This is a genomic window from Streptomyces sp. NPDC045022 (assembly GCF_056432605.1).
Genome location: NZ_JBWKIR010000010.1, coordinates 171,894 through 196,644 on the forward strand (window position 1 = coordinate 171,894; position 24,751 = coordinate 196,644).

Annotated in this window: 27 protein-coding genes; 19 read left to right on the plus strand and 8 right to left on the minus strand. The window is 71.0% G+C overall.

All coding sequences use genetic code 11. The features are described 5' to 3' along the window. The first annotated feature begins 15 nt into the window (after positions 1-15). The 10 genes from AC07C1_RS19960 to dapD all read left to right on the plus strand — a co-directional run bounded on the left by AC07C1_RS19960 (position 16) and on the right by dapD (position 8,089). Positions 16-750 carry a helix-turn-helix transcriptional regulator gene (locus AC07C1_RS19960; protein WP_478940662.1) on the plus strand — a complete coding sequence of 245 codons (735 nt, stop codon included), beginning with the start codon at positions 16-18 and terminating at the stop codon, positions 748-750. After that, complete coding sequence (gene sufB, locus AC07C1_RS19965; RefSeq protein ID WP_478940663.1) at positions 747-2,168, plus strand: Fe-S cluster assembly protein SufB; 1,422 nt, start codon at positions 747-749, stop codon at positions 2,166-2,168. Before AC07C1_RS19960 ends, sufB begins: the two co-directional genes overlap by 4 nt. A gap of 54 nt (positions 2,169-2,222) precedes the next feature. Continuing rightward, complete coding sequence (sufD, locus tag AC07C1_RS19970) at positions 2,223-3,407, plus strand: Fe-S cluster assembly protein SufD (protein WP_478940664.1); 1,185 nt, start codon at positions 2,223-2,225, stop codon at positions 3,405-3,407. Next, on the plus strand, positions 3,404-3,721 hold the full coding sequence (locus AC07C1_RS19975) for a non-heme iron oxygenase ferredoxin subunit (protein WP_478940665.1): 318 nt from the start codon (positions 3,404-3,406) through the stop codon (positions 3,719-3,721). The genes sufD and AC07C1_RS19975 overlap by 4 nt, the downstream gene beginning before the upstream one ends. Before the next feature lie 7 nt (positions 3,722-3,728). Continuing rightward, on the plus strand, positions 3,729-4,493 hold the full coding sequence (gene sufC / locus AC07C1_RS19980) for a Fe-S cluster assembly ATPase SufC (RefSeq protein WP_478940666.1): 765 nt from the start codon (positions 3,729-3,731) through the stop codon (positions 4,491-4,493). Then, positions 4,490-5,746, plus strand: a complete 1,257-nt coding sequence (locus tag AC07C1_RS19985) for a cysteine desulfurase (RefSeq protein ID WP_478940667.1) — start codon at positions 4,490-4,492, stop codon at positions 5,744-5,746. Before sufC ends, AC07C1_RS19985 begins: the two co-directional genes overlap by 4 nt. Before the next feature lie 18 nt (positions 5,747-5,764). Beyond that, the gene (sufU, locus tag AC07C1_RS19990) at positions 5,765-6,232 is read left to right on the plus strand and encodes a Fe-S cluster assembly sulfur transfer protein SufU (protein WP_478940668.1); all 468 of its coding nucleotides are present in this window, start codon (positions 5,765-5,767) and stop codon (positions 6,230-6,232) included. Further along, entirely contained in the window at positions 6,229-6,561 is a 333-nt protein-coding gene (locus AC07C1_RS19995; RefSeq protein ID WP_030745090.1) for a metal-sulfur cluster assembly factor, read from the plus strand. The genes sufU and AC07C1_RS19995 overlap by 4 nt, the downstream gene beginning before the upstream one ends. 13 nt (positions 6,562-6,574) lie before the next feature. After that, positions 6,575-6,874 (plus strand): hypothetical protein, encoded by a 300-nt coding sequence (locus AC07C1_RS20000; protein WP_478940669.1) that lies wholly within the window; start codon positions 6,575-6,577, stop codon positions 6,872-6,874. 228 nt (positions 6,875-7,102) lie between these two features. Beyond that, positions 7,103-8,089 (plus strand): 2,3,4,5-tetrahydropyridine-2,6-dicarboxylate N-succinyltransferase, encoded by a 987-nt coding sequence (gene dapD, locus AC07C1_RS20005; protein ID WP_478940670.1) that lies wholly within the window; start codon positions 7,103-7,105, stop codon positions 8,087-8,089. A gap of 47 nt (positions 8,090-8,136) precedes the next feature. Here dapD and AC07C1_RS20010 read toward each other — a convergent pair whose 3' ends face one another. Both AC07C1_RS20010 and dapA read right to left on the minus strand, forming a co-directional pair. Further along, the gene (locus tag AC07C1_RS20010; protein ID WP_478940671.1) at positions 8,137-8,682 is read right to left on the minus strand and encodes an HAD domain-containing protein; all 546 of its coding nucleotides are present in this window, start codon (positions 8,680-8,682) and stop codon (positions 8,137-8,139) included. Between the two features lie 126 nt (positions 8,683-8,808). Then, complete coding sequence (gene dapA, locus AC07C1_RS20015) at positions 8,809-9,726, minus strand: 4-hydroxy-tetrahydrodipicolinate synthase (RefSeq protein ID WP_478940673.1); 918 nt, start codon at positions 9,724-9,726, stop codon at positions 8,809-8,811. Between the two features lie 168 nt (positions 9,727-9,894). On the opposite strand from dapA, the gene AC07C1_RS20020 reads away from it, so the two are divergent. From AC07C1_RS20020 to AC07C1_RS20045, 6 genes are all read left to right on the plus strand, one after another. Continuing rightward, the gene (locus AC07C1_RS20020) at positions 9,895-10,035 is read left to right on the plus strand and encodes a hypothetical protein (RefSeq protein ID WP_478940675.1); all 141 of its coding nucleotides are present in this window, start codon (positions 9,895-9,897) and stop codon (positions 10,033-10,035) included. Beyond that, entirely contained in the window at positions 10,032-10,727 is a 696-nt protein-coding gene (locus AC07C1_RS20025; protein WP_478940677.1) for a hypothetical protein, read from the plus strand. The genes AC07C1_RS20020 and AC07C1_RS20025 overlap by 4 nt, the downstream gene beginning before the upstream one ends. A gap of 54 nt (positions 10,728-10,781) precedes the next feature. Beyond that, positions 10,782-11,201: a phage holin family protein gene (locus tag AC07C1_RS20030; protein ID WP_478940679.1), complete on the plus strand. Its 420-nt coding sequence runs from the start codon at positions 10,782-10,784 to the stop codon at positions 11,199-11,201. Then, a complete protein-coding gene (locus tag AC07C1_RS20035) occupies positions 11,198-11,755 on the plus strand; it encodes a DUF3618 domain-containing protein (RefSeq protein ID WP_478940680.1) in 558 nt (185 codons plus the stop codon). The genes AC07C1_RS20030 and AC07C1_RS20035 overlap by 4 nt, the downstream gene beginning before the upstream one ends. A gap of 94 nt (positions 11,756-11,849) precedes the next feature. Beyond that, positions 11,850-12,452 (plus strand): ArsR/SmtB family transcription factor, encoded by a 603-nt coding sequence (locus AC07C1_RS20040; protein WP_478940682.1) that lies wholly within the window; start codon positions 11,850-11,852, stop codon positions 12,450-12,452. Between the two features lie 13 nt (positions 12,453-12,465). Beyond that, on the plus strand, positions 12,466-13,203 hold the full coding sequence (locus AC07C1_RS20045) for an SRPBCC family protein (RefSeq protein ID WP_478940683.1): 738 nt from the start codon (positions 12,466-12,468) through the stop codon (positions 13,201-13,203). A 21-nt stretch (positions 13,204-13,224) separates the two neighbouring features. Here AC07C1_RS20045 and AC07C1_RS20050 read toward each other — a convergent pair whose 3' ends face one another. Then, positions 13,225-15,048, minus strand: a complete 1,824-nt coding sequence (locus AC07C1_RS20050; RefSeq protein WP_478940685.1) for an endonuclease/exonuclease/phosphatase family protein — start codon at positions 15,046-15,048, stop codon at positions 13,225-13,227. A gap of 266 nt (positions 15,049-15,314) precedes the next feature. On the opposite strand from AC07C1_RS20050, the gene AC07C1_RS20055 reads away from it, so the two are divergent. From AC07C1_RS20055 to AC07C1_RS20065, 3 genes are all read left to right on the plus strand, one after another. Further along, complete coding sequence (locus AC07C1_RS20055) at positions 15,315-16,751, plus strand: hypothetical protein (protein WP_478940686.1); 1,437 nt, start codon at positions 15,315-15,317, stop codon at positions 16,749-16,751. Between the two features lie 276 nt (positions 16,752-17,027). Beyond that, positions 17,028-18,482 carry an alkaline phosphatase PhoX gene (locus tag AC07C1_RS20060; protein ID WP_478940687.1) on the plus strand — a complete coding sequence of 485 codons (1,455 nt, stop codon included), beginning with the start codon at positions 17,028-17,030 and terminating at the stop codon, positions 18,480-18,482. Positions 18,483-18,634: 152 nt separating this feature from the next. Beyond that, positions 18,635-19,213: a TetR/AcrR family transcriptional regulator gene (locus AC07C1_RS20065; protein WP_478940689.1), complete on the plus strand. Its 579-nt coding sequence runs from the start codon at positions 18,635-18,637 to the stop codon at positions 19,211-19,213. A gap of 125 nt (positions 19,214-19,338) precedes the next feature. Here the strand turns inward: AC07C1_RS20065 and AC07C1_RS20070 are convergent, their stop codons facing one another. The 5 genes from AC07C1_RS20070 to AC07C1_RS20090 are packed head-to-tail and all read right to left on the minus strand — an operon-like array spanning position 19,339 to position 24,720. Then, the gene (locus AC07C1_RS20070) at positions 19,339-20,547 is read right to left on the minus strand and encodes a TerD family protein (protein WP_478940691.1); all 1,209 of its coding nucleotides are present in this window, start codon (positions 20,545-20,547) and stop codon (positions 19,339-19,341) included. 60 nt (positions 20,548-20,607) lie between these two features. After that, positions 20,608-21,597 carry a zinc-dependent alcohol dehydrogenase family protein gene (locus AC07C1_RS20075; protein ID WP_478940693.1) on the minus strand — a complete coding sequence of 330 codons (990 nt, stop codon included), beginning with the start codon at positions 21,595-21,597 and terminating at the stop codon, positions 20,608-20,610. Further along, complete coding sequence (locus tag AC07C1_RS20080) at positions 21,594-22,418, minus strand: carbohydrate ABC transporter permease (RefSeq protein WP_478940695.1); 825 nt, start codon at positions 22,416-22,418, stop codon at positions 21,594-21,596. Before AC07C1_RS20080 ends, AC07C1_RS20075 begins: the two co-directional genes overlap by 4 nt. Beyond that, positions 22,415-23,353, minus strand: a complete 939-nt coding sequence (locus AC07C1_RS20085) for a carbohydrate ABC transporter permease (protein WP_478940697.1) — start codon at positions 23,351-23,353, stop codon at positions 22,415-22,417. The genes AC07C1_RS20080 and AC07C1_RS20085 overlap by 4 nt, the downstream gene beginning before the upstream one ends. Next, positions 23,350-24,720: an ABC transporter substrate-binding protein gene (locus AC07C1_RS20090; RefSeq protein WP_478940699.1), complete on the minus strand. Its 1,371-nt coding sequence runs from the start codon at positions 24,718-24,720 to the stop codon at positions 23,350-23,352. Before AC07C1_RS20090 ends, AC07C1_RS20085 begins: the two co-directional genes overlap by 4 nt. Between the last annotated feature and the right edge of the window lie 31 nt (positions 24,721-24,751).

A 24,751-nucleotide genomic window follows, 5' to 3' on the forward strand; every position in this document is an offset into this window, starting at 1 on the left:
CGCAACAATGGCGTTGTGAAAAACGTCGGCGAGGCTCGGGAGACCCCCACGGGGACCCCTCAGGAGGAGCTGGCGACCGGTGAGCGCTCGACGCGCAACCGAGTCGCGCGGTCCATCCTGGACCACGGCCCGTCGACCGTCGCCGAGCTGGCAGGCCGGCTGGGACTCACCCAGGCCGCGGTACGACGGCATCTGGACGCCCTCGTCGCCGATGACGTCGTGGAGGCCCGCGAGCAGCGGGTGTACGGCACGCGCACGCGTGGCCGTCCCGCGAAGGTCTTCGCGCTGACCGACTGCGGCCGGGACGCCTTCGACCAGTCGTACGACAAGCTGGCCGCGGACGCCCTGCGCTGGATCGCCGAGCGGGAGGGCGGCCCCGAGGCGGTCGCCGCCTTCGCCCGCGCCCGGATCGTCGCCCAGGCGAGGGCGTACCGCGACGCGATCGAGAGTGTGAGCCCCGACAAGCGCGCCGAAGCGCTGGCCAAGGCCCTGAGCGCCGACGGGTACGCTGCTACGGCGCGCAGCGCACCGGTCGGCGAGCAGCTCTGCCAGCACCACTGCCCGGTCGCCCACGTCGCGGAGCAGTTCCCGCAGCTGTGCGAGGCGGAGACGGAGATCTTCGCCGAGCTGCTGGGTACCCACGTCCAGCGACTGGCGACCATCGCGCACGGCGACGGCGTCTGCACGACGTTCATTCCCAAGATTTCCACTGACGCACCTGCAAACACGGCCGGGAGGAACCCCGCATGACTCTCCCCACGGAGACTGCCCACCCCGAACTCGAGGGCCTGGGCAACTACGAATACGGCTGGGCCGACTCCGACGTGGCCGGTGCGTCCGCGCGCCGTGGCCTGAACGAGGACGTCGTCCGCGACATCTCGGGGAAGAAGTCCGAGCCGGAGTGGATGACGAAGCTGCGCCTGAAGGGCCTGAAGCTCTTCGAGAAGAAGCCGATGCCGAACTGGGGCTCGGACCTGTCGGGCATCGACTTCGACAACATCAAGTACTTCGTGCGCTCCACGGAGAAGCAGGCGGAGTCCTGGGAGGACCTGCCCGAGGACATCAAGAACACCTACGACAAGCTGGGCATCCCGGAGGCCGAGAAGCAGCGCCTCGTCGCCGGTGTCGCCGCCCAGTACGAGTCGGAGGTCGTCTACCACCAGATCCGCGAGGACCTGGAGGAGCAGGGCGTCATCTTCCTCGACACCGACACCGCCCTGAAGGAGCACCCGGAGCTCTTCAAGGAGTACTTCGGCACGGTCATCCCGGTCGGCGACAACAAGTTCGCGTCGCTGAACACCGCGGTGTGGTCCGGCGGCTCCTTCATCTACGTCCCGCCGGGCGTGCACGTGGAGATCCCGCTCCAGGCCTACTTCCGCATCAACACGGAGAACATGGGCCAGTTCGAGCGGACCCTGATCATCGTCGACGAGGGTGCCTACGTGCACTACGTCGAGGGTTGTACGGCCCCGATCTACAAGTCGGACTCGCTGCACTCCGCGGTCGTCGAGATCATCGTCAAGAAGAACGCCCGCTGCCGTTACACGACCATCCAGAACTGGTCGAACAACGTCTACAACCTGGTCACCAAGCGCGCCGTGGCGTACGAGGGCGCGACCATGGAGTGGATCGACGGCAACATCGGCTCCAAGGTGACGATGAAGTACCCGGCCGTCTACCTGATGGGCGAGCACGCCAAGGGCGAGACCCTGTCCATCGCCTTCGCGGGCGAGGGACAGCACCAGGACGCCGGCTCCAAGATGGTCCACATGGCGCCGAACACCTCCTCCAACATCGTGTCGAAGTCCGTGGCGCGCGGCGGTGGCCGCACCTCCTACCGCGGTCTCGTCGAGATCGGCGAGGGCGCCCACGGCTCGAAGTCCAACGTGCTGTGCGACGCGCTGCTCGTCGACACCATCTCCCGCTCCGACACGTACCCCTACGTGGACGTGCGCGAGGACGACGTGTCCATGGGCCACGAGGCGACCGTCTCCAAGGTTTCCGACGACCAGCTCTTCTACCTGATGAGCCGCGGTCTGAGCGAGTTCGAGGCGATGGCGATGATCGTGCGCGGCTTCGTCGAGCCCATCGCCAAGGAGCTGCCCATGGAGTACGCCCTTGAGCTCAACCGGCTGATCGAGCTGCAGATGGAAGGCGCGGTCGGCTAACCCGCCCCGTCGGTCAGCACACGTCTTACTCAGAGAGAGAGCACTACGACAGCCATGGCTGAGGCTCAGAACATCCCGGTGGGCTCCACCACCGCCGGCCAGATCGCGGTGGCCGCCGAGTCGACCGTCGCCACGCGCATGAGCGCGCCCCCGTCCTTCGACGTGGCGGACTTCCCGGTCCCCCACGGCCGCGAGGAGGAGTGGCGGTTCACCCCGCTGGAGCGGCTGCGGGGGCTGCACGACGGCACCGCGGTCGCGACCGGTGACGGCGTGAAGGTGGACGTCCAGGCCCCCGAGGGCGTGACCGTCGAGACGGTGGGCCGCGACGACGCCCGCATCGGCAGGGCCGGCGTCCCCGTGGACCGCGTCGCCGCCCAGGCGTACTCGGCGTTCGAGAAGGCCGGCGTGGTCACCGTCCCCAAGGAGACGGTCCTCACCGAGCCGATCCGCATCGCCGTGCACGGCGAGGGCGGGGTCGCCTACGGCCACCAGGTGATCGAGCTGGGAGCCTTCGCCGAGGCCGTCGTCGTCATCGACCACACCGGTGACGCCGTGCTGGCCGCCAACGTCGATTACGTCCTGGGCGACGGCGCCAAGCTGACCGTCGTCTCCGTCCAGGACTGGGACGACAAGGCCGTCCACGTCGGCCAGCACAACGCGCTCATCGGCCGGGACGCCACCTTCAAGTCCTTCGTGGTCACCTTCGGCGGCGACCTCGTGCGTCTGCACCCGCGGGTCGCCTACGCCGGCACCGGTGGCGAGGCCGAGCTGTTCGGCCTGTACTTCACCGACTCCGGCCAGCACCAGGAGCACCGCCTCCTCGTCGACCACAACACCCCGCACTGCAAGTCCAACGTCGCCTACAAGGGCGCGCTGCAGGGCGAGAGCGCGCACGCCGTGTGGATCGGCGACGTGCTCATCGAGGCCAAGGCCGAGGGCACGGACACCTACGAGATGAACCGCAACCTCGTCCTCACGGACGGCGCGCGCGTCGACTCGGTGCCCAATCTGGAGATCGAGACCGGCGAGATCGTCGGCGCCGGCCACGCCTCCGCCACCGGCCGCTTCGACGACGAGCAGCTCTTCTACCTGATGGCCCGCGGCATCCCGGAGCACGAGGCCCGCCGCCTGGTGGTCCGCGGCTTCTTCGCCGAGCTCGTCCAGCAGATCGGCGTCGCCGACATCGAGGAGCGCCTGCTCGCCAAGATCGACGACGAGCTGGAGGCTGCGGTCGCATGACCTTCGTACGCGCCTGTGGGCTGAGCGAGCTGGCGGAGGACACCCCGAAGCGGGTGGAACTCGACGGCACGCCGGTCTCGGTCGTGAGGACCGAGGGGGAGGTGTTCGCCATCCACGACATCTGCTCCCACGCGAACGTCTCGCTCTCCGAGGGCGAAGTGGAGGACTGCCAGATCGAGTGCTGGCTGCACGGCTCCGCCTTCGACCTGCGCACCGGCAAGCCGTCCGGCCTTCCCGCGACGCGCCCCGTCCCCGTATACCCCGTAAAGATCGAAGGGGACGACGTTCTCGTCTCCCTCTCCCAGGAGTCCTGAGGCACCCATGGCAACGCTTGAAATCCGAGACCTGCACGTCACCGTCGAGGCCGACAACGCCACGAAGGAGATCCTCAAGGGCGTCGACCTCACCGTGAAGCAGGGCGAGACGCACGCCATCATGGGCCCCAACGGCTCGGGCAAGTCGACCCTCGCCTACTCCCTCGCGGGTCACCCGAAGTACACGATCACCAGCGGCACCGTCACCCTCGACGGCGAGGACGTCCTGGAGATGTCCGTCGACGAGCGCGCCCGCGCGGGCCTGTTCCTGGCGATGCAGTACCCGGTCGAGATTCCCGGCGTCTCGGTCTCCAACTTCCTGCGCACCTCCGCCACCGCCATCCGCGGCGAGGCCCCGAAGCTGCGTACCTGGGTGAAGGAGGTCAAGGAGACCATGGAGCGTCTCCACATGGACCCGTCCTTCGCCGAGCGCAACGTCAACGAGGGCTTCTCCGGCGGTGAGAAGAAGCGCCACGAGATCCTTCAGCTGGAGCTGCTCAAGCCGAAGGTCGCGATCCTCGACGAGACCGACTCCGGCCTGGACGTCGACGCCCTGCGCATCGTCTCCGAGGGCGTCAACCGGGTCCGCGAGACCGGTGAGGTCGGCACCCTGCTGATCACCCACTACACGCGCATCCTGCGCTACATCAAGCCCGACTACGTCCATGTCTTCTCCGCGGGCCGGATCGTCGAGTCCGGCGGCGCCGAGCTCGCCGACAAGCTGGAGGACGAGGGCTACGAGGCATACACGAAGGGCGGCGCATCCGCGTGACACAGCTGCCGGGCCTCCTCGACACCGAGGCGATCCGCAAGGACTTCCCCATCCTGGACCGGCAGGTCCACGACGGCAGGAAGCTCGTGTACCTGGACAACGCGGCGACCTCGCAGAAGCCGCGCCAGGTGCTGGACGCCCTGAGCGAGTACTACGAGCGCTACAACGCCAACGTCCATCGCGGCGTGCACGTCCTCGCCGAGGAGGCCACGGCGCTCTACGAGGGCGCGCGTGACAAGGTCGCCGAGTTCATCAACGCGCCGAGCCGCAACGAGGTGATCTTCACCAAGAACGCCTCGGAGTCGCTCAACCTCGTGGCGAACATGCTGGGCTGGGCCGACGAGCCCTACCGGGTGGACCACGAGACCGAGATCGTCATCACGGAGATGGAGCACCACTCCAACATCGTGCCGTGGCAGCTGCTGGCGCAGCGCACGGGCGCGAAGCTGAAGTGGTTCGGCCTGACCGACGAAGGCCGCCTGGACCTCTCCAACATCGACGAGGTCATCACGGAGAAGACGAAGATCGTCTCCTTCGTGCTGGTGTCGAACATCCTGGGCACGCTCAACCCGGTCGAGGCCATAGTGCGCCGCGCGCAGGAGGTCGGCGCGCTCGTCTGCATCGACGCCTCCCAGGCCGCTCCGCACATGCCGCTGGACGTGCAGGCCCTCCAGGCCGACTTCGTGGCCTTCACCGGCCACAAGATGTGCGGCCCGACCGGCATCGGCGTGCTGTGGGGCCGCCAGGAGCTGCTCGAGGACCTGCCCCCCTTCCTGGGCGGCGGCGAGATGATCGAGACCGTCTCGATGCACTCCTCGACCTACGCCCCGGCGCCGCACAAGTTCGAGGCGGGCACGCCCCCGGTCGCCCAGGCGGTCGGCCTCGGCGCGGCCATCGATTACCTCCAGTCGATCGGCATGGACAAGATCCTCGCCCACGAGCACGCGCTCACCGAGTACGCGGTGCGGAAGCTGGGCGAGGTCCCGGACCTCCGGATCATCGGCCCCACCACGGCCGAGGACCGAGGAGCCGCGATCTCCTTCACCCTGGGTGACATCCACCCGCACGACGTGGGCCAGGTCCTCGACGAGCAGGGCATCGCGGTCCGCGTGGGCCACCACTGCGCGCGGCCCGTGTGCCTCCGCTACGGAATTCCTGCGACCACGCGAGCGTCGTTCTATCTGTACTCCACGCCTGCCGAGATCGACGCACTGGTCGACGGGCTGGAGCACGTTCGGAACTTCTTCGGCTGAGAGGCGTGAGCTGAGACCGTGAAGCTGGACTCGATGTACCAGGAAGTCATCCTCGACCACTACAAGAACCCGCACGGGCGGGGCTTGCGGGAGGGCGACGCCGAGGTGCACCACGTGAACCCGACATGCGGCGACGAGATCACCCTCCGCGTGAAGTACGACGGCACGAAGATCGCGGATGTGTCGTACGAGGGCCAGGGCTGCTCCATCAGCCAGGCCTCCGCCTCCGTGCTGAACGAACTGCTGATCGGCAAGGACGTCACCGAGGCGCAGAAGATCCAGGAGACCTTCCTGGAGCTGATGCAGTCCAAGGGCCGGATCGAGCCGGACGACGCGATGGAGGACATCCTGGAGGACGCGGTCGCGTTCGCCGGGGTCTCCAAGTACCCCGCCCGGGTCAAGTGCGCCCTCCTGAGCTGGATGGCGTGGAAGGACGCGACGGCCCAGGTGCTGGGTGGCGCCGACGCCGAAAGGAAGACCGCATGAGTGACACCGTGGAGATGAAGCCGGCCTCGGAGGAGGAACTCCGTGAGGCCCTGATGGACGTCGTCGACCCCGAGCTGGGCATCGACGTCGTCAACCTCGGCCTGATCTACGGCATCCACGTCGACGACGCCAACATCGCCACCGTCGACATGACCCTGACGTCGGCGGCCTGCCCGCTGACGGACGTCATCGAGGACCAGGCCAAGTCCGCCACGGACGGCCTCGTCAACGAGCTGCGCATCAACTGGGTCTGGATGCCGCCGTGGGGCCCGGACAAGATCACCGACGACGGCCGCGAGCAGCTTCGGGCGCTGGGGTTCAACGTCTGAGAACACCTCGCGCGTGAAGCGGCGGCACCTGCCCGGGTGCCGCCGCTCGCGCATGCTCAGCAGCGGGAACGCCGAGTCCGCCCGGTGCGGGCCGGTGTTCCGGCACGCGGCGGCGATCCGGGTGGCCGGCCGGCGGGGACGGCGTCGCCGGGCTGAGCCACCGCTCGGTCGCCGGCGAGGCCGCGACGTACCGCTCGGCTCCACGACGGACCACTTCGCCACCCCTGACGATGTGCCGGTGGCCGCCCTCGGTCAGCCCGATGAGGGCTTCGCCGGCGTCCTGGCCGCCGGCGGGGTGCTGAGAGGACGGTGACGGCGACCTCGCCGCCGGTCTCGTCCGGGTCCTCGGGCAGTGGCCGGGGGCGGCGACCGGCCGGGCGCCGAGCCGGAGCACCAGCTGTGCCGCAGGTGCCGCTGACGGGCGGTTCGTACGACGGGGAGCACGCGCGGGAGGTGCCGGCTCGGGTGATCCCCTGAAACCGCGCCCGGCACGTGAGACACGGTTCGCTCCCACACCCCGCCTCACGTTAGGTTTTCCCCCATGACCGAGTCTGCTTCCCGTACCACCGGCGCCGTGGCCGCCGGCCTCGCCACGATCGCCTCCGACGGCACCGTTCTCGACACCTGGTTCCCGGCCCCCGAGCTGGTCGGGGAGCCGGGCCCGGCCGGCACCGAGCGGCTGACCGCCGAGCAGGCGGCGCAGCTGCTGGGCGGCGGCGCGACCGCGGCGATCGGCCCGGACAACCGCCGGGGTGTCGAGGTGGTCGCGGTCCGCACGGTCATCGCCTCGCTGGACGAGAAGCCGATCGACGCGCACGACGTCTACCTGCGCCTGCACCTGCTCTCGCACCGCCTGGTCAAGCCGCACGGCCAGAGCCTGGACGGCATCTTCGGCCACCTCGCCAACGTCGCCTGGACCTCGCTCGGCCCGGTCGCCGTGGACGACATCGAGAAGGTCCGGCTGAACGCCCGCGCCGAGGGCCTGCACCTCCAGGTGACCTCGATCGACAAGTTCCCGCGCATGACGGACTACGTCGCCCCGAAGGGCGTCCGCATCGCCGACGCCGACCGGGTCCGGCTGGGCGCGCACCTGGCCGAGGGCACCACGGTCATGCACGAGGGCTTCGTCAACTTCAACGCCGGCACCCTCGGCACCTCCATGGTCGAGGGCCGGATCTCCGCGGGTGTCGTGATCGGCAACGGCTCCGACATCGGCGGCGGCGCCTCCACGATGGGCACCCTGTCCGGCGGCGGCAACGTGATCATCTCGATCGGCGAGCGCTGCCTGATCGGTGCCGAGGCGGGCGTCGGTATCGCGCTCGGCGACGAGTGCGTGGTCGAGGCCGGCCTGTACATCACCGCGGGCACCCTGGTCACCATGCCCGACGGCCAGATCGTCAAGGCCCGCGAGCTGAACGGCGCCTCCAACATCCTCTTCCGCCGCAACTCGGTCACCGGCAAGGTCGAGGCCCGCCCGAACAACGCGGTCTGGGGCGGTCTGAACGACATCCTGCACAGCCACAACTGACGCACGCCGTCCGGAGCGCCCCTCACCCCTCGGTGCGGGGCGCTTCGTCATGCGGGTGGGCCGGGGTCGACGGGCGGTGCTTGGGTATGCGGGTGGCCGGCGGTGGTCGCGAACTCCCTCAGCGCCGTGAAGTCGGACTCGCGCAGCCCCCTTCGCGGGTCGACGTGGCGCAGCAGGGCCGGGCCGGGGTGATGGGCGGCCACGTACGCGGTGTCCGCCGGGCTCTGCTCGTCGTCCACCCAGGCGAACGGGCGGCCCTCGGCGTACGCCACGATCGCCTCCGTCTTCCAGTGGACCCCGTCCGGGCGCTCGGCGAACAGGCCGGTGCCGAAGTCGACGTACGGCAGCTCGGGCAGGCCGACGACCGGGGCGATCCAGCGGTTCGCCTCGGCCATCCAGGTGGTCGCCCAGCACAGGTCGTAGCCGAGGCGGAGCAGGGCCGGGCCGTGGGCAGGGTTGAGCCAGACCCTCAGGGGGCGGCGGGAGCGCAGGGGCACCTGGATCGTCGTGTACCCCTCGGGCCGGCGTTCCGGCTGGGCCGCGTACGGATTGAGGGGGCCGTCGACGTCCAGGAACAGCAGGGGGCGGCGCACGGGGACACCGTACGGCAGGAGGGACGCCACGAGTGGGGGACCGGCGGCGTCCCGCTCAGTGGCTGCCGGAAGCGGGGTGCCGGCCACCACCGGCCGAACCGGCAACCGGTCTTCGCCGGGCGCTGATCAGACCGTGGCCGGGGTGTCCGTCACGAGCCGTTCGTACAGGGCCAGCAGTCCGTCGGCCGTTTCCGGACCGGCGGGCAGCAAGGGTGCGCGCACCGGGCCGGCGGGCAGTCCGAGGCGGCCCAGCAGGGCCTTCGCGGTGACCGTGCCCGGCAGGCCCGCACCCGTCATCGCCTCGATCAACGGCATCGCCTTCAGCTGGAGTTCCCTCGCCCGGACGGTGTCGCCCGCGTCGAAGGCGTCCAGGATCGCGGCGATGTGGGCCGGTACGGCATTGCCGACCGTGCTCACGCAGCCCGCCGCGCCGACCGCGTACAGCGCGAGCACGTGCTCGTCGCAGCCGGCGTAGTACGCCAACTCCGTGCGTGCCAGCACCTTCTGGGTGCCGAGGAAGTCGTAGGAGCAGTCCTTGACGGCGACGATCCGGGGATGGTCGGCGAGGCGGATGATCGTGTCCGGTTCGATCCGGGTGCCGGTGCGGCCCGGGATGTCGTAGAGCATCACCGGAAGACCGCTCGCGTCGGCGACCGCCAGGAAGTGGGCGGCCACGGCTTCCTGCGGAGGTCTGCTGTAGTACGGCGTCACCACCAGGACGCCGTCGGCACCCGCCTGCTCCGCCGCGAGGGCCAGTTCGGCCGTGTGCCGGGTGTCGGAGGTGCCCACGCCGGCGACCAGCGCGGCCCGGTCGCCGACCGCCTCCCGGACGGCCGCGATCAGCTCCGCCTTCTCGGCGTCCGTGGTGGTGGGCGACTCGCCCGTGGTGCCGTTGAGGACCAGGCCGTCGCAGCCCCGCCGCACCAGCCGCGCGGCCAGGCGCCCGGCTCCGTCCAGGTCGAGGGCACCCCCCGCGGTGAACGGCGTGACCATCGCGCAGAGGGTGCGGCCGAAGGGCGGGGCGGGCTTGCGTGGGCTCGTCATGGGAGTAGTCTCGGCCCGAGCGTCGTGAAGCTCTACTTAATTCTTCTATGCGATATTGCTAAGCATCGCTGAAGTGTGCAGGGCGTGGCCGGAGGTCGGGTGTCCAATTCGGCGCCTCATGGGTCACTATGGCCGGAGGGTCACCGACGTCAGGTCATGGGAGGCACCATGAAACTGGGCAAGGCACTGGCCACCGGGGTCGCCGAGGAGCGGCCGCTCGTCCACGAAGAGGAAGCACGGCTCCCCGAGGACATCGTCCGCACCGAACCGGCCGAGCCGGCCCGCGAAGAGGTCCCGGCCACCCGATGAGACTGCGGCTCCCGGCGGAACGCCCGACGGAGCCGCCGACCGGATACAAGATCGCCCACCCGGTGCTGTCCCAGGACGGCACCCGGGCCGGGTTCACCGGCGTCTCCCTGGGCGGCGCAATGCCGTACACGGTGCTCGACGACGCAGCTTGTGTCTACGGCCGAAGGCACCGGCCGCCCGCGCGGCTGTGCGACTGCGGCTTCCACTGCGTGCACGACCGCACGGCCGCCGAGGCCCTGCTGTGCACCGCGGAGCACCGCACGGCGGCCCTGCTCGAGGTCTCCGTGCTCGGCGCCTACATCCGCTTCGAGCGGGGTTTCCGCTACGCCCGGCAGCGGGTGCGCACGGCGACCGTGCGGGCCTGCGGCTGCGGCACCGGTGCGGTCGGGCTGGCCGACGCGGGCTGGGGCAGACCCGGCTGGCGGGCCCTCGCGCCCGTCTGCGCGGACTGTGTGCGCGGGCGTACGTCCGTCTCCCTCGCGGGGTTCGCCCGGCTGGCCGGGGACGGGCTGCGGGTGGTCGCGGAAAGCGGTGGTACGGCGGCTTCGTACGTCGAGTTGGCGGCCGCCACCGGCCCGGGCGTGCCCGAACTCGTCGCGGAAGCAGCCCTGTTGCAGGCGCGACTGGACTGGTTCCAGACCCAACTCGCCCGCCTCGGTGAACGTGGGGGCGGGGGAGCGGAGCAGGGCTAAGGGTCTTGGGTCCGGGTACCCGGACGTTCCGTACAGGAAGGGAGGCGGAACACCGTGACCGTGGCCCCGTACGCGCGGCCCGCGGCCGACGGGCACCCCTCCACGGGCGCATTCGCCGGCCCGGCCACCGAACGGTTCTCCCGGCTGCTGCGGCGGGAGGCCGTCCTCGGCGGGGAGGATCCGGCCGAGGAGGGACGTCGTGCCGGACGTGGCGGCGGACCGCTCGGCGCCGCGGACGCCGTCGGACACGCCGGGCCGATCACCCCGGCCGGTGCCGCCACCGCCGCCCTCTCTCCGGCGCTGCCCGTGCGGGCGGGGGCGCTGAGCGTGGCCGCGGTCCTCCTCGCCGTGGCCGGCCGCACCCCGGTGCGCCGAGCCGCCCCGTCCGGACCCGCACCCGCACCCGCATCCGAGGAGACGCTCGGCAGCGTCAGGGCGAATGTCGACGCGATCAGGGAAAGGGCACACCGATGAGCGACAACACTCCGCACGGCTCGGGCGCCAAGGGCCCCGACGAGCTGCGGCAGCAGATCGAACAGACCAGGAGCCAACTGGGCGCGACCGTCGCTCAGCTGATGGACAAGGCCGATGTGAAGGGCCGGGCCCGGGCCCGGGCCGCCGACCTGAGGGACAAGGCCGGTGCCATGACCGTCCAGCTGCGCGCGAGCGCCGCCGGCGCGGGGCACACGGTGCAGGAAAAGGCGGCCAGGACCGGGCACACGGTGCAGCAACGGGCGGCCAGGACCGGGCACACGGTCCAGGAAAGGGCGGCCAGGACCAGCCACACGGTGCAGGAAAGGGCGCTCCACGCCGGTCATGCCGTGCAGGACCGGGCGGTCCACGCCGGGCACGCCGTACAGCATCAGGCCGGCCGCGCGGGCCACGCCATGGAGGGCTCCGTTCCGCAGCCGCTGCGTGACGCGCTGCGCAAGGCCCGGAGCCACCCGGGGCCGGTCCTGGCGGTGGGCGTGCTGGGCGCGGCCGCGGTGGCGGCCGGCATCACCTGGCGCAGGCAGCGCCACCACTGACGCCCGGACGGGCCACAGAAGGCTCCGCACCCACCCTCTCACCGAACAGTTGGTCCTCCTGGACAAAAAAACTTGTCGGTGGGAGGGTGGACCCATGCTGGACGTGACCGTGATCGAGGACCCCCAGGCGGCGGCCGTATCGCTCGACCCGGTACGGGCCCGGCTGCTCGCCGAACTGGCCGCCGAACCGGCGTCGGCGGCGATGCTGGCCGGCAAGGTCGGGCTGCCCCGGCAGAAGGTGAACTACCACCTCAGGGCGCTGGAGCGGCACGGCCTGGTCGAGCTGGCCGGGGAGCGCCGCAAGGGCAATGTCACCGAGCGGCTGATGCGCGCGACCGCCGCGTCGTACGTCATCTCGCCGGCCGCCCTCCCCGCCGTGCAGCCGGACCCGGACCGCTTCCGCGACCAGCTCTCCGCGCGCTGGCTGCTCGCGCTCGGCGCCCGCCTCGTACGGGACGTCGGCGCGCTGATCACCGGCGCCGCGAAGGCCCGCAAGCGGCTGGCGACCTACGCCCTGGACGGCGAGGTCCGCTTCGCCTCGGCCGCCGACCGCGCGGCCTTCGCGCAGGAGCTGACGGCGGGCGTGAGCGCCCTGATCCGCAAGTACGACGCCCCCGGCGCCGAGGGCGGCCGCGACCACCGGATCGTCGTCGCGCTGCATCCCACGGTCAAGGACCGGCCCACCATCGAAAGCTGAGCAGGAGCCCGCCATGCCCGAGGAATTCGAGATCGTCCGCGAGTTCGAGGTCGACGTCCCGCCGGAGGAGGTCTGGGAGGCGGTCACCACCGGAACCGGCGGCTATCTGTGGCCGATGGATCCGCCCGAGCCCCGGGAGGGCGGCACGGGGCCCTTCGGGTCCACGGTGACCGTCTGGGACCCGCCGCACCGCTACACCAGTCGCAGCGAGGACGTCGGCTTCCCCACCCAGTCGCTCAACCAGCTCGACCACACCATCGAGCCCCGCGACGAGGGCCGCCGCGCCTGGGTGCGCTACGTCCACAGCGGCATCTTCACCGACGACTGGAACAACCAGTACGACGGCGCGAGCAAGCACACCAACTTCTATCTGCACACGCTGCGCGAGTACCTCACGCACTTCGCGCCCCGCCCGGTCACCTTCGCCCAGCTGAACGGCCCCGAGGCCTCGAACACCGCGCGGGCGCTGGCCGCCGTCGGCCGCGCGCTCGGCCTGGCGGACGACACGGCCGCGGGCACGAAGATCAGCGCCCAGGGGCCCGGCGGGCGCACCCTGGACGCCGTACTCGACTACCGCAACCCGTACTTCATCGGACTGCGCACCGACAGCGCCCTCATCCGCTTCTTCGGACGCGGCCACTGGGGCGCCCCGCTCGGCATCAGCGTGCACGACTTCGCGCCGGACGCCGATGCCCGGGCGAACGAGTCCGCCTGGCAGGGCTGGCTGAACGGTGTGTTCAGCCGGCCCTGAGCCGTCCGCCGGGCCCGTGGACTACGGGCGGAACCTCAGCACCTGCGGGTCGTGGTCGCTGATCTGGTCGTTGAACTCCGAGTTGATGTGCACGCTGTCGTACTCGAAGTCGCAGCCGCGCCGGATCGCCGGGCTGATCATGATCTGGTCCAGCACCTGCTGGTTGCCCTGGTAGTCGTAGGTGTAACGCTCGCTCCGGGGCAGCGACTTGATCGCCGACCACAGCTCGCCGTCACCCTCGAGGATCTCCGCGGTCCCGGAGAACTCGAAGTCGTTCATGTCGCCGAGCGCGATGACGTTCGCGTTCTTCTGCACGTCCAGGAGGTCCTTGACGAACGCGTGCACCGCGGTCGCCTGTGCGTGGCGCTGGATCTCCGAGCTGCGCACCGGCGGCTGGTACTGCGCGGTCAGCCCCTGGTCGCCGCCCTTGGAGTTGAGGTGGTTGGCGATCACGAAGACCGTCTTGCCCCGGAAGGCGAACTCACCGGCCAGCGGCTTACGGCTGTTCGCCCAGGCCGCATTGGCCGGGTCGATCCGGCCCGGCGAAGCCGTCAGCCGCGCCTTGCCGTGCACCTTGGTGACGCCGACGGCGGTGGTCGAATCGCCGCCCGCGCGGTCCACGAAGGACACGCGCTCCGGGTTGAACAGGAACACCTGACGGATGTTGCCGCCCGGCTCGCCACCGTCCTTGTCGTTGACCGGGTCGATCGAGCGCCAGTCGTACGTCGGGCCGCCCGCCGCGACGATCGCGTCGATCAGCTTGTTCACGGTCTCGCTCGCGTCGACCGTGCCGTCGTCCTTGGCGCCGTTGTCGTCCTGGATCTCCTCCAGGGACACGATGTCCGGCGACTGCAGGTTGTTCACGATCGCGGCGGCGTGCTTGTCGAAGGTCGCGTCCGCCGGGTCGAGGTTCTCGACGTTGTACGTCGCCACCGCCAGCTCGCCGCGCGACTGCTCCCGTGTCGTCTCGCGCTCGAGCCCGCCGCTCTTCAGCGTGCCCAGCCTGCTCGCGACGAGGGTGTAGCCGCCGAACTGGTTGAAGTCCAGCGGGCCGGTGGTGGGGCCGGTGAGTGTGTCACCGACGTTCGCCTTCGGGAAGTCGGCGGTCGGGCCCAGCGACTGGATCTGCAGCCGGCCGGTGTTCTGGGAGTCGTAGGAGCCGTAGACCGTACCGCCGCGGCGGTTGCGGTGCTCCCACGGCTTCACCGTGACCCACAGCTCGCTGTACGGGTCGGTCGCGGTGACCACGCGGGCGTCGGCGACCTGGACGTCCATGCCCTCGAGGGACTCGTAGTAGTCCAGGGCGTACGTCGACGGCTCCAGGGTCAGGCCGTTGACCGAGCCGCCCGCGGCCGTGTCGCCGGCGGGGGCGTACTCCTGCGGTACGGAGTCCTCGTCGACGACGACCGGGGCCGGGGCCGCGTTGCCGGTGGAGACGGTGGTGACGGCCGGCTTGGTGATCTCCGTCAGCGACTGGTTGCCGGAGGAGGCGCCGCCCGGGACGTACTCGGAGACCGTGCCGGTGACCGTGACCGAGTCACCGACCGCGACCTTCGGCGTGGAGCTGGTGAAGACGAACACGCCCTCACTGGTGGCCGGGTTGTCGTCCGGGGTGGGGTCCTGGAGCCAGAAGCCCTTGGAGGAGCCGTAGGTGCGCGTGGCTGTGACGATGCCGGGCACGTCCGTCACCTTCTGGCCGGCGAACGGCGATATACGGGACGCGCCCTGGATGTCGTGGATGCGCACCGAGTCGGCGTGCGCGGGTGAGGTGAGGACGACGGACGCCGCACTGCAGACGGCGGCGACGGTGAGCGCGGCGAGGCGCGCGGAAGACCTGCTCGGCAAGGGTTCCCTCCGGGGACGAACGTGAGCGCCGGGACGAGGGTGGAACGGGAGCGTGTGGGGCTCGTGGCCCTCCGTGACACGCGTAGAGCCGAGTGAACAGTTGTCCCCCCAACTTCTACGCGCGTCAATCTCCTGCCTGGCGTGGGGAGTTGTCAAGGTTTCGGCCATGTACGGCGGCTGACCGGGAGATGAACCGGGCGGCATGGGTGGAAATCCGTCTAGGCTGAGCGGCTGAGCCCGATTCACGGTCCGAGGAGAACCAGCCGATGTCAGACAGCTCCCCCCTGCCGCCCGTACGGCTGCACCCCGAAGCGGAGCTGGCGCGTGCCGCGCTGTCCACGCCGTTGCTCTCCCGCGCCGCCCGCCTCGCTCGCTGGGCCGGACCCGGGACCCGGGTGGACGCCGGCGGCGGGCTCGTCGAGGAACAACTGCCGGCCGCCGCCGAACTGCTCGGGCTGAGCGGTGACGACGCCGCCGCATACGCCAGTGAGGCCTGGCGGGTCGCCGTGGACGCCGGCCTGGTCGAGATCGTGGACGAGGAGGCCGGGACCGTGGCGGCCGGCGCGGACCTGGCCCTGCTCACCGGCGGCTCCCCGCACGATGTGCTCACCGTGTGGCTCGCCGCCGTGGAGACCGTCCTCGCGGACGCGAGCGTGCCCGACCTGGACGGACTGGTCGACGCCCTGGATGAGGGCGGCGAGGTCGATTTCTCGTCACTCGACTGGGACCCGGAGGCCGAGGCGGAGTTCCTCGACGGCGTCCTCGGCAACCTCTACCTGCTCACCGTGAGTGAGGACGGCCCCGGCGAGGCATCCGTCCCGCTGCCCGCCCTGGCCGCGTCGATGCTGGTGCCGGACGACATGGGCGAACCCACCAACGACGTCCTGGAGCAGGTCTCCGACGCGATGATGCGGCTCGACAACCAGTTCCGGATGCTGGAGCCCGTCGGGCTCGTGGAGTACCGGCCGGTGGACGAGGCGCTGCTGGCGGACATCGAGGGCGCCGCCGAGGAGCCCGCCCCACCGGTCGACGACACCGACGTCTCCCGCTACGGCATGGTCCGGCTCACTCCGCTCGGCGCCTACGGGCTGCGGGCACGACTGCTGGAGGCCGGCTTCGAGGCACCGGTCGTCGGTGACCTCGTCGACAAGGGCGCGGACGCGCTGCTCGACGGCACGGCGGGATTCGGGCAGTTCGCCGCGCGCGCCGAGACCGAACACTGGCTCGCCCGGCGCGAACCCCTCGACGCCGCCCGCGAGTTGCTCGCCGCGGCACGGGGTGCGGACGCGGGGGCGCCGCTGCGCAGGCTGCGCTGTCAGCAGGCGCTGTCGCTGGTGGGCGCGGAGGCCGAGCCCGCGCTGCGGGAGGTCCTCGACGACCCCGAGCTGGGCGGCCTCGCCCGGGTGTGGCTGAGCGAGCGGGGTGCCGCCGGGGTGCCGGCGCCCTCCCAGGAGCTGGTGTTCTGGCTGACCATCGACACCGTTGCCGCCCAGCTGGCCGCCGAGGGCAACTCGGAGGAGCTGCAGGCGCTGGTGGAGGGGCTGGCCGAGCAGCACAGCGGGTTCTTCGCGGCCGCCTGGCGGGTGGAGCATCCCGCCACCGCGGATGTGCTGGAGGCGATGGGGCGGCTGCACCCGGACAAGAAGGTGGCGAAGGAGGCACGGAAGGCCGCGTTCAAGGCCCGGTCCCAGCAAGGAGGGTGAGGGCGGCAGGGGGGGGGCTCGGTTCGGCACGGCCGGGCCGCACCGCGTGGGCCTGGTGCCGGGTGGGCCCGGTGCTGTCACGGCGGGACCGAAGTCGGTGCCCGGACACGACGCGGCCGGTGTTTTTGTGGGCCATGGGGCAGCGCGTACGCATTCATGGAACAGGCTCCTCTTAAGTGGCCGGGCGTTCAACTCCCGTTCAAAAGCAGGCGGGAACGTGTGCGCCGAACCGAGGGCCGCCACCCTCCACGGCACGCCCACGTCACAGGAGACACCATGTCGCTCACCCGCAGGGACTTCGCCAGAACATCCGCGATCACCGGTGCCGGGGTCGCACTGGCGGGCAGCGTCGGCGCGCTCGCCACCGCGCCGAACGCCCTCGCGTCCACGGAGACCGACACCGAGAACACGGACGGCGTGTCGGCGCACGGCCACCACGGCGTCGGCTACGGCCCGCTGATCCCCGACCCGAACGGCATCCTCGCCCTCCCCGCGGGCTTCAAGTACCGGATCATCACCTACAGCGGCAGGACCAAGCTGGAGTCCGGCGAGTTCACCCCGTCCAACCACGACGGCACCGCCACCTTCGACGGCCCGCGCGGCGCCACCCTCCTCGTCAACAACCACGAGCTGGCCGGCGCCCGCGCCCAGTGGCCGCACCCGGTGCCGCTCACCGAGGGCCTCGTCTACGACCCGGCGGCGGCCGGCGGCTGCACCGTCGTCGAGGTCCGCCGCGGCGGCGAGGTCGCCGAGTGGGTGGGCATCGCCGGCACCGCCACCAACTGCGCGGGCGGCAGCACCCCGTGGGGCACCTGGCTGACCTGCGAGGAGACCGAGGACAAGGCCGGCAAGAACGGCTTCACCAAGGACCACGGCTACGTCTTCGAGGTGGACCCGGAGGACCGCCGCGCCAACCGCGACCCCAAGCCCATCAAGGCGCTCGGCCGCTACGCCCACGAGGCCGTCGTCGTCGACCCCAAGCGCGGCCACCTCTACCTGACCGAGGACGCCTCCGGCCCCAACGGCCTGTTCTACCGCTGGACCCCGCCGGAGGACTTCCGTCACGGCCGCGGCAAGCTGCGCACCCTCGCCGACGACGCGGGCGTCCTCCAGGCCTTCAAGTGCTTCGACTCCGGCGGCACGTTCGTGGACGACCTGTCCCGGGCCACGAAGACCGGCACCGTCTACGGCGTCGACTGGGTGGACGTCCCGGACCGCGATGCCAAGACGGTTTCGACCCGCAAGCAGTTCACCGACGGCCAGATCACCCGCGCCCGCAAGCTCGAGGGCATGTGGTGGGGCGACGGCGGCGTCTACGTCGTCTCCTCGTTCGCCCGTGCGGAGAGCCCCGTCCAGCACGACGGCCAGGTCTGGTTCTACGACCCCAAGCGCCGCACGCTGACCCTCAAGGTCCTGTTCGGCGTGAACCCCGACCCGGCCGCGGACGGCAACTTCGACGGCCCGGACAACATCACCGTCTCCCCGTACGGCGGCCTGGTCATCGCCGAGGACGGCGAGGGCGTCCAGCACCTGTTCGGCGCCACCGACAGCGGCCGCACCTACCCGATCGCCCGCAACGAGCTGAACAACGGCACCGCGGACGAACCCGAGTACAGCGAGTTCACCGGCGTCACCTTCTCACCCGACGGCCGCACCCTGTTCGCCAACATCCAGACGCCCGGCATCATGCTGGCCATCACCGGGCCCTGGAAGCGGCAGAAGCGCGGCTGAACTCCACGCCGCGCCTGCACCAGGCACGGCCGGCCCTGAGCGTGGCCCGCACTTCCCCCGGCGGGGTGCGGGCCGCATCCGTGTCCGCCGGTGCTCCCTGTCCGAGGCTCGATAAAATGCCGGGACAGCCACCGCCCGCAAGGAGTTCCCGGATGACGCAGGTCAGGCCCATGCGCGCGGACGCCCGGCGGAACTACGAGCGGTTGCTGGCGGTGGCGGCGGAGGCGTTCGCCGAACAGGGGGAGAACGCCTCGCTCGACCAGATCGCCAAGCGGGCGGGCGTCGGATCGGGCACGCTCTACCGGCACTTCCCCACCCGGCACGCGCTGCTGGAGGCCGCGTACGTGGACCGGATCGAGGCGCTGGGGAGGCGGGCCGACGAACTGGCCATGGAGCTGCCGCCGGGTGAGGCGCTCATGGAGTGGCTGAACGAGCTGTGCGTCGCCACGATCCAGCTGCGGGGCATGAAGGCGCTCCTGGGGGCGGCGGTCACGGACGGCGGCTCGGCGGCACCGACGGCGTGCGGCACGGCGTGCGGTACGGCGGTGAAGGGTGCGGCGAGCCGGCTCGTGGGCGCGGCACAGGCGGACGGGGTCCTGCGGGCCGACCTGGAGCCGGTCGAGGTGCTGCGGCTGGCGCACGGGGTGGCCACGGCGTCGGAGCTGGGGAGCGGGCAGGGCGAGGAGATCCGCCGTTATCTGACGTTGCTGACGGAGGGGCTGCGGCTGTAGCCCGGCGCGGTTCGTCCGGTGGGGCGCCCCCGCAGGGGCCTCAGATACCCCGGCGCCGCGGCCGGGGTGCGAGCCGCGGTCAGCGGCGATCGCCCCCGGCACCACGACGTGCCGCGGCAGCCCCGCTACAGCGCCCTCGCCCCCGGTTCCACCATGTTGCGGACGGTGCGGGCCTTGACGAAGTCGCCCAGGGCCGTCATGTCCCACTCCCCGGAGAACTGCCGGATGAGCTTGGCCATCAGCACGCCGGTCTGCGGTTCGGCGCCGGTGAGGTCGAAGCGGACGAGTTCCTCCCCGGTCGCCGGGTCGACGAGGCGGCAGTACGCCTTGGCGACCTCCGTGAACTTCTGGCCGGAGAAGGAGTTGACCGTGAAGACCAGTCCGGTGACCTCCTGCGGCAGCCGGCCGAGGTCGACCACGATCACCTCGTCGTCGCCCCCGCCCTCGCCGGTCAGGTTGTCCCCGGAGTGCTTGACCGCGCCCTTCAGGATCGTCAGCTTGCCGAAGTAGCAGCTGTCGATGTGGTTGCGCTGCGGGCCGTAGGCGATGACCGAGGCGTCCAGGTCGATGTCCTTGCCGCGGAAGGCGGGCTCCCAGCCGAGGCCCATCTGCACCCGGGAGAGCAGCGGGCGCCCGCCCTTGACCAGGGACACGGTCTGGTTCTTCTGCAGACTGACCCGGCCCTTGTCCAGGTTGATCTTCCCGGCGCCCGGCACGGGCGGAGCGGGCGGCACCGGGGGAGCCGGGGGTGCCGACGGGACCGGGGGCGCCGACACCGCCGGGGCCGGCGGGGCCGGCGGGGCGGCCGGCTGTCGCGCCGGGGACGCGGGGGCGGCGGCCGGCTCCTCCACCGTCACGCCGAAGTCCGTCGCGATACCGGCCAGCCCGTTGGCGTACCCCTGGCCGACGGCGCGGGCCTTCCACTGGCCGCCCCGGCGGTAGATCTCCACGACGACCAGCGCGGTCTCGCTGCCGAGCTGCGGCGGGGTGAACGTGGCCAGCACCGCGCCGCCGTCCGCCTCACGGATCGTGGCCGTCGGCTCGACGCCCTGGAAGGTCTGGCCGGCCGCGTCCGGGCTGGCCGTGACCACGATCCTGTCGATGTCCGGCGGCACGGCGGCGGTGTCCACCGTGATCGCGTCGGGCGCGGCACCGCCGCCGGATCGGTAGCTCACGCCCGGTCCGGCCGGCTGGTTGTAGAAGATGAAGTCGTCGTCGGAACGCACCTTGCCGTCGCCCGTGAGCAGCAGGCCCGACACGTCGAGCCGCACCGGAGCGGCGACGTCCACCGTCACGCGCACGGCGGAGAGAGGGATGTTCGAGCCAGGGGTCATAGCTGTCATGCCCGGTGAACGAACGACACCGCTTTACTGTTCCCTTACCTGCCGAACGGGTTACGGCACCACGACGATCTTCCGCCCCACACCCGCCGCGAACTGCTCCAGCGCCTGCGGGTACCGCTCCAGCGGGACCCGGTCGCTGATGAACACCTCCGGGTCCAGCACCCCGCCGGCGAACAGCTCGGCCGCCCGCTCGAAGCTGTGCAGTACCGCCATGGAACCGGTGATGGTGATCTCCTGGTTGTAGACGCGGTACGGGTCGATCGTCACGCGGGTCGCGTAGTCGGCCACCCCGAACTGCAGGAACGTGCCCGCTTTCGCCACCCGGTCCAGGCCGTCCTGGATCGCCGCCGCGTTGCCGGTCGCGTCCACGACCACGTCCCAGCCCTGCGGCCGGTCCAGTTCGTCCGCGCCCGCCGCCGCGCCCGAGACGCCGAGCCGGCGGGCCGTCTCCAGGCGGGCCGGGTTCACGTCGACCACGTCCACGCTCGCCGCGCCGGTCCGTTTGGCCAGCTCCAGCATCATCAGGCCCATGGTCCCGGAGCCGTAGATCAGTACGTGGGCGCCGAGGCGGGAGCGCAGGACGTCGTAGCCGCGCACCGCGCAGGACAGCGGCTCCACCAGGGCCGCGTCCTCGGCGCGCACGTGCTCGGGGAGCTTCACGCAGTTGGCGACCGGGGCGAGCGCGTACTTCGCCGCCCCGCCCGCCGTCGTGACGCCGATCGCGGCCCACCGTTCGCACAGGTTGTTGTGGCCGGTACGGCAGTAGCGGCACTCGTAGCAGTACAGGGAGGGGTCCACGGCCACCCGGTCGCCGACCGCGACCTCGGTGACCTGGGTGCCGACGCCGACGACCGTGCCCGCGAACTCGTGTCCGGGCACGATCGGCAGCTTGGGCGCGAACTCGCCCTGAAGGATGTGCAGGTCCGTGCCGCACAGACCGCACGCGGCGACCTCGACGACGACCTCGCGGGGCCCTGGCGTCGGGTCCGGGACCTCGGTGACGACGGCGCGGCCCACGGACTCGATGACGGCGGCCTTCATTTCACGGCTCCCAACGACAGGCCCTGGACCAGCTTGTCCTGGGCGGCGAACCCCGCGGCGAGCACCGGCAGGGAGACGACGAGCGACGCGGCGCACACCTTGGCCAGGAACAGGCCCTGGCTGGTGATGAAGCCGGTCAGGAAGACGGGGGCGGTCTCGGCGACCACGCCCGTCAGGACCCGGGCGAACAGCAGCTCGTTCCAGCTGAAGATGAAGCAGATCAGTGCGGTCGCGGCGATGCCGGGCAGGGCGATGGGGGCCACCACGCGCGCGAGGATGACCGGCAGCCGGGCACCGTCCACCCGTGCCGCCTCGATGACGGCGACCGGCACCTCGGCGAGGAAGGACTGCATCATCCACACCGCGATCGGCAGGTTCATGGAGGTGTAGAGGATGACCAGGAGCCAGATGTTGTCGAGCATCCCGGCGTTCTTGGCGAAGAGGTAGATCGGCAGCAGGCCCGCCACGGCCGGGAGCATCTTCGTGGACAGGAAGAAGAACAGCACGTCCGTCCACTTCCGCACCGGCCGGATCGACAGCGCGTAGGCCGCCGGGAGGGCCAGCAGGAGAACGCAGAGCGTCGACGCCACCGACGCCACCGTCGAGTTGATGAGCGCGGGCCAGGGGCTCGCGCCGCCGCCGCTGCCGAAGAACTCGCGGTAGCCGTCGAGCGTCAGCGACGCCGCGAAGGAGGGCGGGTTGGCCGCCGCGTCGGCTTCCGAGTGGAACGACGTCAGCGCCATCCACGCGATCGGCAGGAAGAACACGATCCCGGTCAGCCAGGCCAGCAGACCCAGCCCGCCTCGCCGTACGGTACTCATGCGCGGGACACCTCCTCGCGGAACAGGGACGACACCACGCGCAGCGCGAAGGTGGCGATGACGATCGAGCCGATGACCACCAGGACGCCCGCGGCGGATGCGAGCCCGTTCTCGTGGGCCTGGTAGAAGCTCTGGTAGACGGTGTAGGGCAGGTTCGCGGTGCCGAGGCCGCCGGAGGTGATCGTGAAGACCGCGTCGAAGTTCTGCACGATGTAGATCGACCCGAGCAGGGCGCCCAGCTCCAGGTAGCGGCGCAGGTGGGGCAGGGTGAGGTGGCGGAAGACCTGCCAGTCGCTCGCGCCGTCGACCCGGGCGGCCTCGATCTGCTGCTGGTCCCGGCTCTGCAGTCCGGCCAGCAGGATCAGCATCATGAACGGCGTCCACTGCCACACCAGGGAAACCTCGACCGCGAGCAGCGGCGTGTGCGAGATCCAGTCCAGCTGTGGGCCGCCCACATAGTGCAACAGCCCATTGAGCAGGCCGTATTCGGGGTTGTAGAGCACATGCTTCCAGAGCAGGGCGGCGGCCACCGGCACCACCAGGAAGGGCGCGATGAGCAGGGTGCGGACGATGCCCCGGCCGCGGAACCTGCGGTCCAGCAACAGGGCCAGCACGAGCCCCAGCACCAGGCTGGCCAGTACCACCGCCACCGTGAGCAGCACGGTCGTCCACACCGAGTGGCGCAGGCCGGCGTCGGTGAGTACCTGGTGGTAGTTGTCGAGGCCGGTGAAGCGGCGGGCCTTGGGATAGAGGGCGTTCCAGTCGAAGAAGGAGATCACCAGCGTGGCCACGAACGGCAGCTGGGTCACCGCGATCATGAAGACCAGGGCCGGCAGCAGTGGGGCGCGGGTGGCCCAGGCCCGCAGCCGGGCCGGGGGCTGCCGTACCGTCCGTGCGGGGGTGGCCGCGAGCGGGGCCGTTGTCGTCGCTGTCATCGTCCCTCGTACTCCTTGGAGATCTGCTCGGCGAGTTTCTGGGACTTCCTCAGGGCCGAGGTGACGGACTGGCGTCCGGCAATGGCCGCGCTGATCTCCTGGGAGACCTTGGTGCCGAGGTCGGTGAACTCGGGGATGCCGACGAACTGGATGCCGGGCGCGGGACGCGGCTGTACGCCGGGGTCGTTCGGCCGGGCGCTCTCGATGGCCTCCCGGGTCATGTCCTGGAAGGCGGCGGCCTCCTTGCGGTAGGCGGCGTTCTCGTAGGTCGACGCGCGCTTGCCCGCCGGGACGTCCGACCAGCCGCTGGTGTCGCCGACGAGCTGCTCGTAGCCCTTGCCGGACGCCCAGGAGACGAACTTCCAGGCCTTGTCGGGGTTGCGGGAGGCCTGCTGGATGCCCCAGGCCCAGGTGTAGAGCCAGCCGGAGGACTTCGTCTCCTGTACGGGGGCGGGGGCGTAACCGAGCCTGCCCCTGACCGGGGACCCGGCCGCCTCCAGCAGTCCGGCCGCGGAGGTGGCGTCGTACCACATGGCGACCTTGCCCTGGGTCATGTTGTTCAGGCACTCGGCGAAGCCGGACTGGGCGGCGCCGGACTCGCCGTGCTCGCGGACCAGGCCGACGTAGAACTTCGTCGCTTTTTCGAAGGCCGGGGAGTCGAGCCGGGCCTTCCAGTCCTTGTCGAACCAGGTGCCGCCGAAGGTGTTCACGACCGTCGTCAACGGTGCCATCAGCTCGCCCCAGCCGGGCAGCCCACGCAGACAGATGCCCTTCATGCCGGGCCGCGCCCCGTCCACCCGTGCGGCGAGGTCGGCGACCTGCCGCCAGGTGGGGTGGGCGGGCATCGTCAGGCCCTTCGCCGCGAACACGTCCTTGCGGTACATCAGGAAGGACGACTCGCCGTAGAAGGGCTGACCGTAGAGCTTGCCGTCGTCGCCGGTGAGGGACTGGCGCATGGGGCCCAGGACGTCCTGCTCGTCGTACGACGGGTCCTTCGCGACGTACGTGTTCATCGGGTGCAGCCAGCCGTTGCGGGCGTAGATGGGTATCTCGTAGTTGGACAGGGTGGCCACGTCGTACTGGCCGGCCTGGTTGGCGAAGTCCTGGCTGATCTTGTCGCGGACGTCGTTCTCGGGCAGGACCGTGAAGTTGACCTTGATGCCGGTCTCTTTCGTGAAGTGCCCGGCGGTCAGCTTCCGCAGCTCGGTCATCTGGGGGTTGTTGACCATCAGGACGTTGATGGAGTCGCCGCCGGAACCGGTCCCGCCCGCACCGGCCCAGCAGCCGGAGAGCAGCGGGGCGAGCAGCGTCCCTGCGGCGGCCATGGCGAGCGTGGCTCGCGGCCTCCGTCGGCTCGGGGTGCGCATGGATCGCTCCTGGAGATATGAGGGCATAAGG